At 47.6% G+C, this 16,714-nt stretch carries 18 protein-coding genes and 1 tRNA gene; 2 read left to right on the top strand and 17 right to left on the bottom strand.

Going from position 1 to position 16,714, the window contains the following annotated elements; translation table 11 throughout:
* Positions 1-5: 5 nt before the first annotated feature.
* The 3 genes from coaE to DWZ16_RS04585 are packed head-to-tail and all read right to left on the bottom strand — an operon-like array spanning position 6 to position 3,656.
* On the bottom strand, positions 6-620 hold the full coding sequence (gene coaE, locus DWZ16_RS04595; RefSeq protein WP_333489851.1) for a dephospho-CoA kinase: 615 nt from the start codon (positions 618-620) through the stop codon (positions 6-8).
* Positions 607-3,279 carry a DNA polymerase I gene (polA, locus tag DWZ16_RS04590; protein ID WP_118522357.1) on the bottom strand — a complete coding sequence of 891 codons (2,673 nt, stop codon included), beginning with the start codon at positions 3,277-3,279 and terminating at the stop codon, positions 607-609. Before polA ends, coaE begins: the two co-directional genes overlap by 14 nt.
* 38 nt (positions 3,280-3,317) lie before the next feature.
* Positions 3,318-3,656 carry a zf-HC2 domain-containing protein gene (locus DWZ16_RS04585; RefSeq protein WP_022360432.1) on the bottom strand — a complete coding sequence of 113 codons (339 nt, stop codon included), beginning with the start codon at positions 3,654-3,656 and terminating at the stop codon, positions 3,318-3,320.
* A gap of 207 nt (positions 3,657-3,863) precedes the next feature.
* Between DWZ16_RS04585 and DWZ16_RS04580 the strand changes: the two genes are divergently transcribed.
* Positions 3,864-3,946 (top strand) — tRNA-Leu (locus DWZ16_RS04580).
* A 152-nt stretch (positions 3,947-4,098) separates the two neighbouring features.
* Here the strand turns inward: DWZ16_RS04580 and DWZ16_RS04575 are convergent.
* The 4 genes from DWZ16_RS04575 to DWZ16_RS04565 all read right to left on the bottom strand — a co-directional run bounded on the left by DWZ16_RS04575 (position 4,099) and on the right by DWZ16_RS04565 (position 6,417).
* On the bottom strand, positions 4,099-4,971 hold the full coding sequence (locus DWZ16_RS04575) for a M15 family metallopeptidase (protein ID WP_118522356.1): 873 nt from the start codon (positions 4,969-4,971) through the stop codon (positions 4,099-4,101).
* A 461-nt stretch (positions 4,972-5,432) separates the two neighbouring features.
* Entirely contained in the window at positions 5,433-5,921 is a 489-nt protein-coding gene (locus tag DWZ16_RS04570; protein WP_118522355.1) for a phage holin family protein, read from the bottom strand.
* Complete coding sequence (locus DWZ16_RS16585) at positions 5,918-6,040, bottom strand: CD1375 family protein (RefSeq protein ID WP_279220582.1); 123 nt, start codon at positions 6,038-6,040, stop codon at positions 5,918-5,920. Before DWZ16_RS16585 ends, DWZ16_RS04570 begins: the two co-directional genes overlap by 4 nt.
* A complete protein-coding gene (locus tag DWZ16_RS04565) occupies positions 6,040-6,417 on the bottom strand; it encodes a hypothetical protein (RefSeq protein ID WP_118522354.1) in 378 nt (125 codons plus the stop codon). The genes DWZ16_RS16585 and DWZ16_RS04565 overlap by 1 nt, the downstream gene beginning before the upstream one ends.
* 790 nt (positions 6,418-7,207) lie before the next feature.
* Between DWZ16_RS04565 and DWZ16_RS15330 the strand changes: the two genes are divergently transcribed.
* Complete coding sequence (locus tag DWZ16_RS15330) at positions 7,208-7,477, top strand: hypothetical protein (protein ID WP_147353402.1); 270 nt, start codon at positions 7,208-7,210, stop codon at positions 7,475-7,477.
* Positions 7,478-7,887: 410 nt separating this feature from the next.
* Here the strand turns inward: DWZ16_RS15330 and DWZ16_RS04560 are convergent, their stop codons facing one another.
* The 10 genes from DWZ16_RS04560 to DWZ16_RS04515 form a co-directional block, all read right to left on the bottom strand.
* On the bottom strand, positions 7,888-8,910 hold the full coding sequence (locus DWZ16_RS04560) for a tyrosine-type recombinase/integrase (protein WP_118522353.1): 1,023 nt from the start codon (positions 8,908-8,910) through the stop codon (positions 7,888-7,890).
* A gap of 120 nt (positions 8,911-9,030) precedes the next feature.
* Positions 9,031-9,903 (bottom strand): hypothetical protein, encoded by an 873-nt coding sequence (locus DWZ16_RS04555; RefSeq protein WP_118522352.1) that lies wholly within the window; start codon positions 9,901-9,903, stop codon positions 9,031-9,033.
* Positions 9,904-9,905: 2 nt separating this feature from the next.
* Positions 9,906-10,109, bottom strand: coding sequence for a hypothetical protein (locus DWZ16_RS04550; RefSeq protein ID WP_118522351.1), 204 nt, complete (start codon positions 10,107-10,109; stop codon positions 9,906-9,908).
* Complete coding sequence (locus DWZ16_RS04545) at positions 10,106-11,857, bottom strand: phage tail spike protein (protein ID WP_243021930.1); 1,752 nt, start codon at positions 11,855-11,857, stop codon at positions 10,106-10,108. Before DWZ16_RS04545 ends, DWZ16_RS04550 begins: the two co-directional genes overlap by 4 nt.
* Complete coding sequence (locus DWZ16_RS04540) at positions 11,851-12,339, bottom strand: hypothetical protein (RefSeq protein ID WP_118522349.1); 489 nt, start codon at positions 12,337-12,339, stop codon at positions 11,851-11,853. Before DWZ16_RS04540 ends, DWZ16_RS04545 begins: the two co-directional genes overlap by 7 nt.
* Positions 12,339-13,037: a mtfA protein gene (locus tag DWZ16_RS04535; RefSeq protein ID WP_118522348.1), complete on the bottom strand. Its 699-nt coding sequence runs from the start codon at positions 13,035-13,037 to the stop codon at positions 12,339-12,341. Before DWZ16_RS04535 ends, DWZ16_RS04540 begins: the two co-directional genes overlap by 1 nt.
* A complete protein-coding gene (locus tag DWZ16_RS04530) occupies positions 13,034-14,077 on the bottom strand; it encodes a hypothetical protein (RefSeq protein ID WP_118522347.1) in 1,044 nt (347 codons plus the stop codon). Before DWZ16_RS04530 ends, DWZ16_RS04535 begins: the two co-directional genes overlap by 4 nt.
* A gap of 59 nt (positions 14,078-14,136) precedes the next feature.
* Complete coding sequence (locus DWZ16_RS04525; RefSeq protein ID WP_118522346.1) at positions 14,137-15,588, bottom strand: phage tail tape measure protein; 1,452 nt, start codon at positions 15,586-15,588, stop codon at positions 14,137-14,139.
* Between the two features lie 189 nt (positions 15,589-15,777).
* The gene (locus DWZ16_RS04520; protein ID WP_118522345.1) at positions 15,778-16,407 is read right to left on the bottom strand and encodes a bacteriophage Gp15 family protein; all 630 of its coding nucleotides are present in this window, start codon (positions 16,405-16,407) and stop codon (positions 15,778-15,780) included.
* Entirely contained in the window at positions 16,404-16,709 is a 306-nt protein-coding gene (locus DWZ16_RS04515; RefSeq protein ID WP_118522344.1) for a hypothetical protein, read from the bottom strand. The genes DWZ16_RS04520 and DWZ16_RS04515 overlap by 4 nt, the downstream gene beginning before the upstream one ends.
* Positions 16,710-16,714 lie beyond the last annotated feature (5 nt).

Genomic DNA, 16,714 nt, shown 5'->3' with positions numbered 1-16,714 from the left:
GTATCCTAATCCTCTTTTCCTAAAAATGACGCTATCTGCTTCCGAATATCCTCAATCCCGCCGTTGTTGTCCAACACACGCGTCGCAAAACTCCGGTAATCGTCCTCGGATGCCTGATTTGCCATGATGCCCCGGCATTTTTCCTCGCTGTAGCCGCGGCTTGCCATCAGACGCTTGATGCGGTTTTCCACCGATGTGTATACATACCAGATTTCATCAAACATCGCATTATGGTCGTCATCATAGAGAGCTGCCTCCACAACGATGATCTCCTTGTCAGAATGGTTGATCGCATAGCGGATCTCCTCCCACGCCATCGGGTGGATGATGGCGTTCATCGTCTCCACCGCCTCTTTATTCTGGAAAATAAGCGCCGCCAGCTTTTTGCGGTCAATGCTGCCGTCCTTATTTAAAAAGGAATCACCCAGCGCCTCTACCACATGCTGATAGCCTTTCTTACCCGGCTCCATGAGCTGGTGAGCCACTTCATCTGCCTTAATAATTTCCGCGTCAAATTCCTCCTGCAGCACACGCAGGACCTCACTCTTACCGGAACCAACGCCTCCGGTAATACTGATTATCTTCATGTTTATCTGTACCTTTCCATTATTTCGTTTCAAACCACGAATTTCCCATCTTCATATCGATTTCCAGCTCCACCTGCAGCTGCGCCGCACGTTTCATCTCCGTCGCCAGAATCGACTGCACCTGTTCCAGCTCTTCTTTCCAGGTTTCAATCAGGAGTTCATCGTGCACTTGGAGGACAATGCGGGAACGCAGTCCTTCGCGGCGCAGGCGTTGATCGACGCGGATCATCGCAATCTTGATAATGTCGGCTGCAGTTCCCTGAATCGGGGAATTCATCGCCACACGCTCACCGAACGAACGCTGCATAAAATTGCCGGATTTCAGCTCCGGAATCGGTCTCACACGCCCATACATAGTCTTGACCTCGCCGTATTTCCTGCCCGTTTTTACCAGACCATCGAGGAAACGTTTGACATCCGGGTAGGTTTCAAAGTAGCGCTCAATGTACTCGGTCGCTTCCTTGCGGGAAATGCCGAGATCTTCGCCCAGCCCAAACGCGCTGATACCATATACGATACCGAAATTGACTGCTTTTGCATTGCGGCGAAGCTGCGGTGTTACTTCCTCAAGCGGCACATGGAATACCTGCGACGCCGTGATCGCGTGGATGTCCTCCGCCTGCCGGTATGCCTGGATGAGGTTCTTGTCATTCGACATATGCGCCAGCACACGCAGCTCAATCTGGGAATAATCAGCGTCAACCAGCACACAGCCCTCGCGCGGTACAAACAGCTTCCGGATCTCGCGTCCCAGCTCCATACGCACCGGAATGTTCTGCAGATTCGGCTCTGTACTGCTGATACGTCCTGTCGCTGTGATCGTCTGGTTAAAGGTTCCGTGGATTCGTCCATCCTCCCGGATAAATGCACCCAGCCCGTCCGCATAGGTCGATTTGAGTTTCGCCACCTGGCGATAGTCTAATACTTTCCGCACAACCGGATACTCCGGCGCCAGTTTTTCCAGCACATCCGCCGCCGTCGAATAGCCGGTCTTCGTCTTTTTGCCGCCCGGCAGGGACATTTTTTCAAATAAAACCTCACCCAGCTGCTTCGGGGAATTAATATTAAATTCACAGCCCGTCTCGGCGTAAATCTCCTGCTCCAGTTTCTCTACCTGCGTCTGGAGGCGTTCGCCGTAGGCTTTCAATTCCTCCCGGCGCACCTGAATACCTTCCTCTTCCATATGGTAGAGGCTGTAAATAACCGGCATCTCTATCTCATAAAAGAGATGCAGCATTCCATGTCTTCGAAGCTGCCCCAGCAGGATTTCCCGCGATTTCCACGCCGTATATGCCATGTAGCAGACACAATTCAACGCTTTCTCCGGCATTGTCTCAAATGCATCCGACAGCGCCGTTTTTCCAAGCAAATCGACCTGTGACGGCACGGTCATATCCAGGTAATCGCGCGCCAGGTCATCATATCCATAGGTATCCTTGAGCGGATTTAACAGATACGCCGCCACGCCTGCGTCCATAACCGCACGGTTTCCTTCTGCATTCCGGATGCCGTCCACGATCCGGCGGCTGTGATTTTTAAGAAATGGAAGCTGGATCTTGAGATCCAGAACCGTCACAGACGGAACCACCTCCATCAGGCGTTCCAGCTCCTCCGCCAGATACTGTCCGGTCAGGAACCCAACCGCCGGGATCGCATAGATCGATGTCCCGTCCAGGCAGAGTGCCAATGCCACAACCTTTCCTTTTTCAATCACCAGCTGCGCGCCGATCTCCTCCGCGCACTGTGCACGGTCAAAAATCACCTGTGCCTCGCCAAAATCATTTACCAGACGGAAAGATTTTTCCATTTCTGATGACGCAAAGGCGTCCTCACCAAATTTCTGCAGAATGGACTTAAATTCCAGCTGCTTCATATACTGATATGCCTCCGGCGTATAAAGCGAATCCAGCTTCGCCTCCTCCAGCGAAAAACCAATCTCGCAATTGATGCGGATCGTTGCCAGATCCTTGCTCATCTGCGCCATGTCATAATGCTCCCGAAGCGCTTTCTGTGCGCGCGGCGGCTTTACCTCATCAATGTGTGCATACGCATTCTCAATGCTTCCGTAGGTGGTAATCAGGCTGGTTGCCGTCTTTTCACCGATCGATGGCACGCCCGGAATATTATCCGAAGTATCGCCCATCAGCGCCTTTACATCAATAAATTCGATCGGCGTCACCTGATACTCCGCCTTCACATCCTCCGGGTAATAGTCGCGTATCTCCGTCGTACCTTTCGAAGTACGCGGCATCCGAATCTTAATGTGCGTATCTGCAAGCTGCAGCAGGTCACGATCTCCTGATACGATAGAAACCTCCACGCCCTCCGCCGCACAGCGTTTCGCGATCGTTCCCAGAATATCGTCTGCCTCATACCCCGCCTTGGTAAGAATCGGCACGCCCATCGCTGTCAGCACTTCCTTCATCACCGGAACCTGCTCATGCAGCTCCTGCGGCATCGGTTTTCTCGTTCCCTTGTATGCCGCATACATTTTGTGACGGAATGTCGGCTCTTTCAAGTCAAATGCCACTGCCAGATAGTCTGCCCCCTCATCTTCGATCACCCGGAACATGATATTTAAAAATCCGTACACTGCATTGGTGTGGAGTCCCTTCGAATTTGTCAACTCCGGCACCCCGTAAAATGCCCGGTTGAGTATACTATGACCATCTATCAGCACTAATTTGCCCATCTGTTTCCGTCTCCTGTTCTATCACTTGTTGCTTTTTTCTATGGTGCCAGCCAAATCCTGACCTGCAGCATCACCGTCACCAATACCGCCATCACGCCCAGCGTATTGACCGCATACTCCATTTTCCGGAAGCGCCACATCCGGCGCACGCGGGCATATGACTCAGCAATCCGCTTCTGCAGTGCGCCCATGATATCAAAAGTACCCGATCCGGTGTCCAGCTGTTTCAGTCCGACATCCACCATAAAATAAATTTCCAATTCTTCCTGACAGTTGCGGCAATGTTCCAGATGCTCCAGAAACGCTTCCAGCTCATCCCCGCTCAGTTTATCCTGGATATACGGCGTCACAAGACGCTCCGCTTCCCGACAGGTCACAGACGCCACCTCCTTTTCCAGTCTGTCATTCCATATGAATTATCATTCACGCATGACGCGTTCATAAACCCATTTGAACCTAATCATACCTTATTTTAATGAAACACGCAAGCCCCTGCGAATGCTTCGCTTCTTAATTTCAAAACAAACAAAAAAACAGTTGCAATCTGTCTCCAATTTTGGTAAGATAAAAAGCGTCGATAGACAGCCGGCTTGTCGGAATGGCAGACGAGGTGGACTCAAAATCCATTGGTGGCAACACCGTGCGGGTTCAAGTCCCGCAGCCGGCAGATTTGAAACCCCTTGAAAATATTGGATTTTTCCTTTATTTTCAAGGGGTTTCGGTGTTTTAGAGGTAAAACATGTAAATGTAAAAACAGGCTTTTTAAAGGTATTATGCAACACGAATGCAACACGAAAAAAGGACTATTTTTACATCACTTCACACATTCTGGATATGTCCGTCCTCTGCTATCCGATCTGCAGTAATCATCCAGCCATCCGAATCAAACGCATACGCCTGCCCGTCAATCAAGTAGACCGTATCATGGTGGTAGGTGTAACCGCTCAGTAGATACCACCAGCTCCCATCCTGTAAAAGCCAGCCCTCAAGGTATTTGCCGGATATCCAGCCGTCTGCAGTCTGGATCCACGGATCGCCGTCGGCAAAGCATTTATTAATTGGCTGCACACGCTGATCCTTGGTGTAGCGCTTGCCTGTGTCTGTACCTTTTGGAGTTGTTCGGATGATAAGTGAGGACGCAGTGACTCTCAACCCGCGTATGCCGCTCTTAATTTCTTTAAGATCGGTGATCACCGTTTTTGACTGTTCTGGTACCCTGCTGTTCTCCGCCGCCCAGGTCTTTTTAAACGCCTCAAATGTGCCATAGCGCTGTTTGAGAATGTTGGTACCGCTGCCCCAGTCCGGCAAATAAAGATGCGGTTTGTCTTCCAGACTCTTCCAATCTCCTCCCCAGGCAAGGCCTAACCCCTTCGCCAATTCCGACGCCTTTTTAAACATGCCAGTACTGTCATTAAAAGCATCGTCAGACGTGCTACCGTCGCCATCGATATCCATTTTTAAATAAAAATCAAAGGCGATTCCCCACTGATGTTGTGAGCTGTAGCTGCTGCCCCGCGCATTGGTTACCTTATTTCCTGGTTTTGTACGTCCCTGCGCGTACAGTGCGTCCTGCTCTGCCACCGTCCGCAGAGTTTCCCCGATGGCTACCGTGATGCCCTCGGTCGCACAGGCTTTGATCCAGGCGGACGCAATGCGCTGGAGGCGTGGGTGGCATAATGTAATATCTCTCATAGATTTGTCCTCTTTTCTTTATGATATGAAAAAATATAAAATTTTGTTTTTGGGGTATCTTGCAAAGATTTTCCGCATATGCTATAATGCCGATAGGCAAAAAGATATCAGTATCCACGATGATACAAAACGAAAGCCCCTGAGTGGTCGAGACTCAGGGGCTTTCTTCCTGTTTTGAACAGTCAGGCATCTGCAGGCTGGTTACCGTTTACTTATCGTCGTCCAACCATTTGATGATGTAGTGGCAGGCTACACCAGCCGCGACGGCGATAATAAAAGATATCAAGTATTCCACGATGGCACCTCCTTCCTGTCACCAGTTTCGGAGGCGGTAACTCTGACATTATAGCATATAAATTTCTTTCATTCTACCGGCTTTCGTCGATTTTCCCCTCTTGTTGCGATATCGCAATAGCAGCCATGACCCGGACTGCCGCGGGAGATATCCGGATCACCTCCTTCTATGCATGGTTGTCTCCGTTTTCACCTTTGCTGTCAATCTTGTTTTTAAGGACGGCTATGTATTTTGCAAGCCATTCCGGCACTGGTGCTCCCATGCGCCCAGCATTTTCAGTAATCGACAATGCCTCATTGAGTAAATACCAGACCGTTACCAGTAATGACAGCATCGTATTAGGCAGCGATGCTCCCAGCACACTTGATGTCTGGATAATAACGTAATCAATTACCATCGCCACCGCGATCACAAACAGATAAGCCACTTTTTTGGCGATCCCGATCGCCCCCTTGCGGCTACTCCACCCATAAGTCTTATCGTTTGGATGCTCCAACGCCTCTACCCTGCTTGCTGCCATACCGGACAGATAATCAATCACCATGAGAGCCAGAAGCAACCCCAGCAAATAAAAAGTAACTCCCAGCTTGTTGCTGAGGTAGGCCACCAATCCGGTCGCCAGCATCTGCATTGTTACGCACGCATTTCTACTCATCTTTCCACCTCCTCCGGATGTTCTTTCAGCCATTTTTCAGTCGCTTTTTTCCAGTAAGTCGGCACCTCTTCCAGTGTCATTTTCCCGCTTCTGATTCTTTTCCCATAAAACGCCCCCATTACTCTACACCTTCTTTCTCTGCCAGTTCGCTGGTGGCTTCCCCCAGGTCGCTGATCGCCTCGTCCTGCACTGTCTGCCCCTCTTCCAGAGCATCCAAGCGTTTCTCTGTGTCAGTTTTCGCACGGAAAGAAAACGTGGTCTGTACGCCATCAGATACTTCCTGCGAGGCTTCAGATTCAAGAATCAAGTCCTTATATGTCCCGACAGTCATTCCAGCATTATTCTGGAATTTTACTTCTGCCAGATTTTCTGGGGTCAGTGTTTTCCAAGCCACCAGCATATCATCTTTGCTGTTAAACTTAGCCGTCACTGCCGACAGAGATGCGCCTGTCTGCAGTTCGATTGTTGTGTTGTCTTTGAGAATCATTTTGTCCATGTTCTTTTTCCTCTCTTTCTTTTTTGATATATAAATAAAGAGCCTTTCGGCTCAGTATTTTCAAATTCAGTTATTCTTTTAAATAGCGACCTGAAAAATACCATTTCAAGTAACGAAACTGTTATTAATCCAAACATCGCAAAAAGCGTCTTAACCGTTTTTAATGGTTGGGATTCAAATGCAGCCAATTATAACTCATTTTTTAAAAACAAACTATCCATACTAATCACGGTCTGGGTATGGAATAATACAATCGGCAATTTGGAAGCTGAGCGCGCACAATGTATGATACACAGCTCAAAAATCATGTATAGATATTACGATTACAATCATAATTGGAGCGAATGGGGATAACACAGTAAAATAGCGAGGCTTCCACTCATCTAAAAGAAAGTGGTAGCGAAAATAGCTTTTGCGCTGCTTTTCAATCGAGATATCAATATTACACTAATGTTAATTATATGCTAGCAAACGGAATCTACAAAACGGGCAAAACGGGCTTGAATCTTCCGTTTGAGAGCTATTGGATCATAATAACCTTTAACACATCCAACAACCTTGGAAATAGTTCGACCGCTTGGATCACGCAATTTGCCATTTCGACCGATTGGAGTGATAAAGCTATTTATTTTCGAAGAAACATAAACTACACCCCGACCACTTGGGAATCCTGGAATAGACTTGTAGCAAGTTAAATAGCGAGGCTTTTTTTGTTCCCGTATCCTATTTCAGAGACAAAATAAATAAATCCTATTCAAGAATAGAAGTTTTCATCTTCGGAAAACTTGTAGTGATAAGGATTAACGTACTTATTGATGATTTTGATAAATATTACGGTGAAGCAACGGATGACTTAAGAAATATCCCAGCTTTGGCACATTTAAGTGATACTCTTGAAGTTCGAACACCCGGAAGCCTTAGAACAAGTGACAACGTTACCACCCTGAAACAATGCGGAACCGTCCTAATAAGTGGCGGAAAAATATTCGCCGCTATTCCTGAAAAGATAATTTCATCAGGATATATAAGTGGTCAAATCATCACATATTTATTACAGTGAAATAGCGAGGCCTTATTTACCAATGCTCTTCATACTGTCAGTGCCAACGACAGTAACGGCATAAAAAATGACATGTATGCTAATTGGAATACTTTTAAAACTGGTGTAGCTGCACTTCTGTACCGAAATTCTGCCGAGGCATGGATCGGACTTATCAATAAATACGATAATGCTAAAGGAAGCGTTTTACTGATCAACTCCTGGGGCTCAATTAAAGTTTACCGACACTATGGAACCGTTTTAACTGACATATATGTGGCATCTTGAAATCGTAATTTAACTGTGGAAAACTTACTCTGTTTTTGTCACAGATCGTCCCCCACTCCCCTGTCCTCTCCCATCTCCTATTTTTGCGCACAGCAAAAAAGCCGCCATTTCTGCCGACCTAAAAAGTTATGCCACTCTCCTACCTACGCTGCATATTTACGATAAGACTCTCTGACATTGTCCTGTTTTATATTACAGTATATCAGTGTCGTCTCAATCTTGGTATGCCCCATCAACACCATAACCTCCTCTATTCTCATTCCGCGGTTTAGAAGGTCCGTGGCAAAAGTCCGACGGAACCGGTGCGGATGCACATTTCCAACGCCTGCCTTTTTGCCAAGATTCTTTACAAGATACTGCACTCCCGCCACCGTCATGCGGCTGTACGGCTTCTTAGCTGACACAAAGAGCGGCTTGCTCGCCAACTCTTCCATCGTTAACCCTTCTTTACTCATCCGCCAGCGTAGATAACGATAGAGATGAAAACACGCACCGTCTGATATATACAGCCGGCGTTCTTTCCTGCCTTTTCCCATCACTTTAAACTCCTGCTTATATAAATCAATATCGCCCGCATTAAGGCTGCACAACTCCGACACACGAACGCCCGTGGCATATAAAAACTCTATGAGCGCCCGATCCCGTGGACGGACGCAAGCCATCCGGAGTGCTTCCAGTTCCTGCGCCGAAAATGCCTTTTTGATAGTACTTTCGATCCGGAGTGATTCAATCCGCGCCACAGGATTATCTTTCACAAGGTTTTCTTTTTGCAGGAAGGTCCAGAAGCTATTTAGATACCGCATCCGCCCCTGCAGAGTGACCATGCTGATTTTATTCCGCTCCCGGAGCATTCCAAAATACCACCTCAGATCCATCGTGGTGATGTCCTCAATGTTCTTCCGGAGTGCATTCCGGCAGTTGGTAACCTCCCGGATGTACTGCGCCAGCGTATTGTCCTGGCGCCCAGACACCTTTTTAGACGCCACAAACAAACGCATCTTTATGGTATCGCTGTCTGTGCCCGTTGCCTGGAGCTCATTCTTCTCTTCTACTACTCTCACATCGTGGAAATTGATGTACAGGACATTCTGCAGCTTGTCCAGCTGCTCTTCATCCAGGCAACTACTCATTGCGTTTACCACATTCATTAATAACTCTTCTATCATATAAAATCTCTCCTTCCGATACTTTTAAGGTAACAAAAAAGAGAGATTCTGTAAAATTTTCTCAATAAAATTACGATTTTAGATATATCCCATCATTTTCGCGCCCCGTGAAAATGGTTTTTAGTTTCTCTTTTGCCACGTGGCTGCATTTGGACTAGCGGTATAAATACATCCACTAGAACTGATTGCCACTATCAAGTAATTCCAAACAAAGGCAATAGTAACATTTTGATCCGGAGCTAGAGTTGTATCCCAGTTTATAATTCCAATCACAGGGATGCTGCCATTTTTGCTATATGTTTTAAATATATCGCCAATACTGGAAAGTGAAGAAATATTTGTTATTTTTGCCTTTTCGGAGAGCTCGCTATTTAACTTAGTAACCGCATTCTCTGCCGCCACCAGCCTTTTATCCAGCGCCGCGCCCTGCGTTCCTGCCAGAACGGTGGAGGCATCCGTTGCCAAAAGGTTATTTACAATCTTATTTTTGTTGATGAGCTCATTCATAACCTTATTGGCGATCGCGTCAATCAGCGCCTGCGCGGTACTCTCCCCCAAGGCACTCACTACCAAACCGTATGTATCGGTAGTCTTGACTTTCGCAGCCGTTCCGTCAAAATCGCCCAAACCCTGAGCAATCTTTTTTGCTTCCGCTGCCGATGCTGCCGCTTGTGTCTTTGAATTATCCGCTGCCGCTGCGCTACTTGCCGCCGCTTTCTTCGAGGTATCCGCTGCTGTTGCACTTCCGGCCGCCTCACTCGCTTTGCTTGTGGCAGTTTCGATTGCCGACTGGATATCATCAACCGCTTTCTGTGCATTCTGCGATGCGCTGGAAGCATCCTTGGACGCCTGATTAACATTCTGCACCGTATCGTTCACAGTTCCTTGTATCTTCTCAAATGCCGCCACATTTGCCGCCCTGACATCCTTGCCGTAAGCCGCATCTTTCCAGGCTTTAATCTCTCCGCTTAAATCAATGTTATCAACCGCCATCTTTAGCCCTCCAATCCATCTACAAGCTCCTGTGCATAGTTCGTCACTGCTGCCACGCTTTTGAGGATGTCTTTATCCACTATGATACGATCCAGACGGACGTTGTCCTTTGTGATAACTCCCTCATCGTTGATCTCACTGTAAACGATGCTCGCCCGCATTCCTGCTGCCGTCTCAAAGGTTGTGATTGCCGTTACTTTTTTCATTTTATCAAGCCCTCCATATATTTTTGATAATATTCAGTACCAGAGATTCCCAACGTCTCTTTCTGCCGCTTCTCTTTCCGGTTCCATCGGTCAAGACGCTCCTGCTCATGACCTGCCTGTTTTGCCTTAACCTCCCAGTCAAACCCAGCCCCCGGCGGTCCCTGCACCACAAAGCGCTCCGCTGACCGTTCAGAGATATAAAACAGCGCATCCGCATATCCTTGTAAAAACACTTGATATTCTCCGGATATGACCTGCGTAAGCATCGGATCCAGCCAAACATAAGATTGTCCATCCTCACCTATCTGCCCGCTGCCAACATCTCCAAACATTGGAGATGCGGTCTCATAAGCTGACAAGCAAAGTTTTCCATAGTTTGGCGTCTGCACAATCCGGTGCTTTTTTCCTGTTACATTCAGATCTCCGCCGACCGTAGCGTCTCCGGCAACATACATTTCATCCGGGTTGAGTCCTGCTGCCCTTTCTCCGTTTTCGCAAAATTCAATTCCAAAATGATATATTTCACAATAATTTCCGTCTAAGTTTTCTCCTAACCCATCAAATATTCTAATATCATCTGGCGTCATTTTGATACATGTACCTTTGTCAGCAATTCGAACAGCCGACCATACTTCATTATCATCACTAGAATCGCCTATATAATGAGATACATCAAAATCCACCGTTACTCCATCTCCACATAATGAAAATGCTTCGTTATTAAGTGAGCAGATCATATTGCCTGTTTTGTCGTAGGCTTTCAAAACCCCATTGCCATTACCTGATCCGCCCAGTGCCAGCGTCCCGCCCTTAATCCGATCCGCATACATCGTCCCAGATGTGATAAAATCTGCAATCAGATTTCCGTCGATGGTCCATGCATTCCGGTATACGCCATTATATCCGCTGGTAGAGAACCCGATACCGTTCTTATTGAGCCGAATTACGTTCTTGGCGTTGGTTTTTGTTGGCGCGTCCAGAATCAGTATTTCCTCCGGCTGACCATTTTCAGACCGCCCGATCACTACATAGCCGCCAAGTCCGCCGCTGATGAGCTGCGTTGCATTGTTGATCTTCTGGTCAATGCCTTTTGTTGCCGCCTGTCCTATCTGTTCGACTTTTGCAGACAATTCTTTCTGTGACTTTGCTGTGCTTCCTGAGAGTGTCGCAACCGTGCCGCCCAGGGAAATCGTATCCTTTCCTGGCTCCTGAAGGTACCGGGTGCGTTCTTCCAGGATATAAAGTACATCCACACCGTGAGGGCGGGAGATTACTTTTGTCCAATATCCTGTTTTCAGGCGTTTTATATCCACATTCACATTCGCCAGATCCACCGCTGTCAGCTTCAGGACATCGCTCAAATAGATAGACTGTTCCAGGTATGCCCGCGCTTTTTTGATGAGGTTCTCCGGCAGTGTGACATCTTCCCATTTATGCTGTTGGAAGATCCATCCATATTTCCGCACCGCATCCTCGTCATAAATAAAGTCTTTCCCTCCGTTGACCGATGTGATATCGACTGCTGTAGTAATGCTTTCGCCATCCGAAGATGTTGTTTCCAGATCTGCACCGATCGGGATGAGCGCCGTGAAGAGTTCCGTTGCATCCTGTGTCTTACTGTAGTCTGCAAGGTTGACACCATATCGAATAACCTGGTCATTTATTCCACCGCCATCTGTTAAATAGTCCAGATAACGTTTTCCGTCCTCATACCGTGTTCGAAGATATCCGCCATGCGTTTTTACCAGCTTATCCCGCAGACAGTCCAGGAGTTCGAATAATCTGAGTTGCTTCGATTGATGTAGTTGTTGCTATCCACCACATTGACGCGCCCCAGAAGGTACTTCTTCCGCGCTTCCACCTGCGCGTTATGGCTATTCAGCACCTGCGTCAGAAACTCTACAATACTACCCTGAAAGTCAAACGGGCGAACGATGCTGTCACACAGATAGGCAAGATCCGATTCACAGGTAATCTGATGTGTCCGGTTGAACTCTTCCTCCGTGGTTGTACTCCGGCCACGGAAGATCTCCACTCCATCCTCATAGACAAACAGTTCTGATGAAAGTGGGTGTATCTTGCCATAATATGGATGCTTCGGCGTGATTTTGAATTTCAGATATCCCGGAGAGTTGCCAGCATAATCTTTCAGAGTTGGGGATTCCAGCCGAAGGATCTGGTTCAAAAGTGGATATTCTTTCCCGTCTGTAACTACCGCAATCCTGTACATTACAAAACACCTCCTCTGAAATCAATCGACACTGTTCCATTTCCTGTAAATTTCATCATGTTTCTACCACTTCCGAGAACGATATCATAGTTCTTATTAACTCCTTCCACCAGTTCAAACACCTGTCCGCCTATCTCAACGTTCATAGCCGCACTGCAGGTAATCTCCGGCACAATCGGCATATCCGAACCAATTACTTCCAAAGTCAGCGATCCGGAGACAGATATCTCACTATAGCCACGAACGATTCCGTTCTCAAATGAAAACAGATCCCACAGCCAGTTTTCTGCCGCTGTGTATCGTTCCATCTTGAACGGCTGCACATCTCCAGAGAACACGAAGTCCGCAAGAACATCACTATTCTTCGTGCTCTGCAATGAAAATCGCCCCTCATAGTAATAATTCGGATCGTCCGGAAGAATGCATTTTACAACTTTTCCATGCAACGCCCTGGCGATTTTACTGCTCAGGTCATGCCACTCTGTATAATCGTCCAGAAGGGAAAAATTCAAGGTCAGTGTTCGGTTTTTATAGCAAATCTGACCGTTCACTTCCGACAAATCCAGGAGTCCGTTTGCTCCCGGAATGTCTACCTGGTCTGTCTTGGCTTCCGGAAAGGAAACACTCATTGATTCCAGCTTGAGACCCCAGTCTGTAAATGTTTTAAATTCGCCTATCTGCACATCTGGATAAATCATCGTTCACTCTCCTTCCGCGCTTTTTCAATCTCAATATCGACCGTCGGTGCCACGATTGTACCAACTTTTTCTCCATCCATCGTTACCTCTCCGGTTATGCTACCTTTTTCAAGGACAACCACTGTGTTTCCTTGTCCGCCGCCCGGCGTTGGTGCCGGCGATACCTGATTTCCTGCTACCACAGTTCCGGATCTCTGTAATGCAATTCCCTGCATACTCTCCACCGCCCTTTGAGCAGAGCCAGCCGACGTTTTTTCCAGATTCGGTGTTTCTGCCACGATACCGCTCTCAAATCCGGCGATCATGTTTTTGCCGATAACGTCCCGCATCAGCTTCGATGGGGAATGAATACCAAGGAAATCCTTTGCCGCGTCAAACGCTTTCTTCGCTGCATTCTTCGCCGCCTCTGCCAGCTTTCCAACCGAACCCGTGATTCCGGCTGTAATGCCTGTGATGATATTCTTTCCGATATTGCCCCACGACTGCCCTGTAAATCCCTTGACGATGCTCTGGGCGCCATTTTTCGCAAGACCTAAGAGTTTGGACGGCAGCGATGTGAGAGCACTCACAATGCCACTCAGGATGCTGGTAGCCGCTCCTTTAATCGCTCCGAGCATCCCTTTTAGGCCACTTGAAATTCCTTCACCTGCCTTTTTGGCAATTTCAAGAAGCTTTTGCGGTAAACTCTGTATTGCTCCAACAATTGCTTTAAGTATCTCTACGGCAGCTGAGGCAATCGCACCTACCATTGATATAATGCCATTTCTCAGCAACGTAATAATATATATTCCAGAATTAACCCAGTTAAATGCCTGCAAGGTACTTACGATCGCCTGGATAATTTGCGGCAAGGCTGCAATAAGATCCGGAATTGCCTGAATCAGTCCTTTTCCAAGAACCACTATCAACTGTACACCGGCCATTAACAGCTTTGGTGCGTTGTCATTGATGATTCCGGCAATGTTTATGATGATCTGCGGAACATACTGAAGCATCGCGGGCAACCCGTCCATCAGACCCTGTGCCAGCTTTAATATCAAATCAATGCCGCCATCAACCAGTTTTCCGGCGTTGGAACGTAAGTTTTCGGTAAAGCCCTCTACCAGCGGAAGCCCTGTTCGATAATCGATGGAAGATTCTCAGCAAATGCACTCGCCATCTGACCGGCAGCGTCGATCATTCCCATGACGCCGCCTGTTTTGAAGCCTTCTGTCAGGTTTGATACTGCATCAATGCCAAGCTTTGTCATATCCGTCAGCGGACCTTTGACAGACTCATAAATCTCCAATGCAAGGCTTTCTGCTGTTGAGCCTAGGATTGTAAGCTGACCGCCCAGATTATTCTGCATGGTTTCTGCCATATTAGCGGCAGCACCGCTACAGTTATTGATAGAATCTGTCAGTTTTTGATAATCCCCGTCCGATGCGTTGACAATCGCCAGAAGACCAGACATTCCATCTGTTTCGCCAAGCGTAGCCGCCATATTGACCTTCTCGGCCTCAGACAATCCACTAAAGCCAGATCTTAGGTCGTCCATAATCTCGTGGAGCGACTTCATGTTTCCATCACTGTCTATGACAGATACACCGAGCTGATCCATTGCCGTCTGGACTTCCTTGGTTGGCTTTGCCATACGTGTCAGAATGGTTCGCAGGGATGTACCTGCCTGGCTCGCTTTGATTCCGGAATTTGCCATCAGTCCGACCGCCGTTGCAACATCCTCCGCCGAATATCCCATTGCGCCGGCGACTGGCGCCACGTACTTGAACGTCTCGCCCATCATGCCGACGTTGGTGTTTGCATTGGAGGATGCCTGTGCCAGGACATCCGCAAAATGCGTGGAGTCCTGTGCCGACAAGCCGAACGCGGTAAGTGCGTCAGTAACGATATCAGATGTGGTTGCCAAGTCCTCGCCGGATGCTGCAGCAAGGTTCATGATACCCTCGATGCCGTTCAGCATATCGCCGGTTTTCCATCCAGCCATTGCCATGTACTGCATCGCTTCGGCGGACTCGGTAGCGCTGAACTTCGTCTTTGCGCCCATCTCCTTAGCTTTATCCGTCAAGGCTGCCAGGTCTTCGCCGGATGCGCCGGAAATAGCCTGCACTTTCGACATTCCGGATTCGAAATTCATGCCGATGTCCAGGACAGCTCCCGCAGCATTCTTAGCCTGGGAGACCACTTCTGTCAGCATATTTCCGAGAAGAACTGAAAAAGCATTGCTCCAAGTTTCGCTAACTCTCCTCGAATTTTTTTCGTGAGAGTCTCCTATATCCTCTGCATCATCCTCTAGCTTTTTTTTGCTTTTTTCGCTGTAAACCCCCATGTCTGAATAGGCTTTTTTGTACGAATTTGGAATGTTATATCCTTGCTTTTGATACTCTTCCGCTATCTTTTTCGCATCTGCTTTTAATTCATTGACGCTTTTTCCACTCTCTTTTGCAAGTTCTTCAAAAGTCTTTTTTGCCGACTTCTCTGTCTCTTGCAGTCCTTTTTTTATCCCGCTGCCGTCCAGCTCTGTGCCAATCTTTACAGTTCCATCATAAGCCATTTATTCCACCTCACTTTTCAGTGAGAGAAATCATCGGCTCATAATGGCTCTACTTGATTTGCTCTCCATTCTTTATCTTAATTTCAAATTCTTTTCCACAATTCCGCCCTTTACACGGTACGGTTATCCCATGACAATCTGATTTTTCAGAAAAAAAAATAAGCATGGAATAACCGCAGTAAGGGCACTTTACCCGTTTTGGCATTCTTCCATCCTTCTTTTCACATACGCCCGCATATCTGCGTTACGCTTTGCCAGTCTCAACCGGCTATCCATCGTTGCCTGCGGCTCTTCCAGGGAATAAAGTGTCCGCATCTGCTTGATATACGCTTTTTGCTCTTTTCCCATTCCTTTGGTATCACAGGTCCGCCAGTACATGACTTTCGCCATCCGGGTGTTTTCGTCCAGTGCCTCAAACATCGCCAGGAACTCCCACCAATGCAGGGAGTCGTTCAGCGTCTGCCTGAGATTGATGCCGTACTGCTGCCGGAATGCCGCATAAATCAGCGGAGCATCCTTTAAAAAGCAATATCCCCGCCGCGTCGTCCGACGTTTGGAACCGCCACCTTTCCGCGCTGGTTCTCCGCCTCGATGGAACCACAGCATATAATCTACCGCAGCATCCAGATCCGGCGGGATATTTCGAACGTAGAACAGATTCAGCGCATTAAGCATCTTCTGTTCATCGCTAATATCCTGCCGGAACATTTCTATTTCTGCTGCCATCATCGTCCGATAACCAAAGGCTACATCATACACCACTCCGCCAATAGTCGCCGTACTGGGGAGCCTGTCAAAAGTTACAGACCATTTCATCATTTGATTTTATCCATCGAAAAGCCGAGCGCCTCTTCTTTCTGCTTTGAAACCTCGCAAAGCATCTCGATGTAGACATTTTTTGCTTCTTCCACATCGTCGCAGTCTTCGAGGACATCCTCTCCGGTAGATTCTTTCACAAAATTGCGGAACATTTCGATAGTGGCTGACATGATTTCTGTGAGTTTCCCCTTGCGGTTGATTTTCTTCTCGCTTTCAGCCATGTGGTCAAGGGCTTTTTCCATTGCCGCCGCATCCTTTAAACGGGTAATCCTAAAATCTACTTCTCTACCTCTGATCTGCATCTTTC

The organism is Clostridium sp. AF29-8BH, assembly GCF_003478145.1.
Taxonomy (GTDB): domain Bacteria; phylum Bacillota; class Clostridia; order Lachnospirales; family Lachnospiraceae; genus Otoolea; species Otoolea fessa.
This window is presented reverse-complemented; position numbering and strand designations above follow the sequence as displayed.

Coding starts and splice junctions, on each gene's coding strand:
- DWZ16_RS04555 (WP_118522352.1), bottom strand. CDS start 9,903: ATGGCGGTTGATAACATTGATTTAAGCGGAGAGATTAAAGCCTGGAAA.
- DWZ16_RS16585 (WP_279220582.1), bottom strand. CDS start 6,040: ATGGGGGCGTTTTATGGGAAAAGAATCAGAAGCGGGAAAATGACACTG.
- polA (WP_118522357.1), bottom strand. CDS start 3,279: ATGGGCAAATTAGTGCTGATAGATGGTCATAGTATACTCAACCGGGCA.
- DWZ16_RS04565 (WP_118522354.1), bottom strand. CDS start 6,417: ATGGACAAAATGATTCTCAAAGACAACACAACAATCGAACTGCAGACA.
- DWZ16_RS04550 (WP_118522351.1), bottom strand. CDS start 10,109: ATGAAAAAAGTAACGGCAATCACAACCTTTGAGACGGCAGCAGGAATG.
- DWZ16_RS04515 (WP_118522344.1), bottom strand. CDS start 16,709: ATGCAGATCAGAGGTAGAGAAGTAGATTTTAGGATTACCCGTTTAAAG.
- DWZ16_RS04520 (WP_118522345.1), bottom strand. CDS start 16,407: ATGATGAAATGGTCTGTAACTTTTGACAGGCTCCCCAGTACGGCGACT.
- DWZ16_RS04535 (WP_118522348.1), bottom strand. CDS start 13,037: ATGATTTATCCAGATGTGCAGATAGGCGAATTTAAAACATTTACAGAC.
- DWZ16_RS04540 (WP_118522349.1), bottom strand. CDS start 12,339: ATGTACAGGATTGCGGTAGTTACAGACGGGAAAGAATATCCACTTTTG.
- DWZ16_RS04570 (WP_118522355.1), bottom strand. CDS start 5,921: ATGAGTAGAAATGCGTGCGTAACAATGCAGATGCTGGCGACCGGATTG.
- DWZ16_RS04575 (WP_118522356.1), bottom strand. CDS start 4,971: ATGAGAGATATTACATTATGCCACCCACGCCTCCAGCGCATTGCGTCC.
- DWZ16_RS04525 (WP_118522346.1), bottom strand. CDS start 15,588: ATGGCTTATGATGGAACTGTAAAGATTGGCACAGAGCTGGACGGCAGC.
- DWZ16_RS04560 (WP_118522353.1), bottom strand. CDS start 8,910: ATGATAGAAGAGTTATTAATGAATGTGGTAAACGCAATGAGTAGTTGC.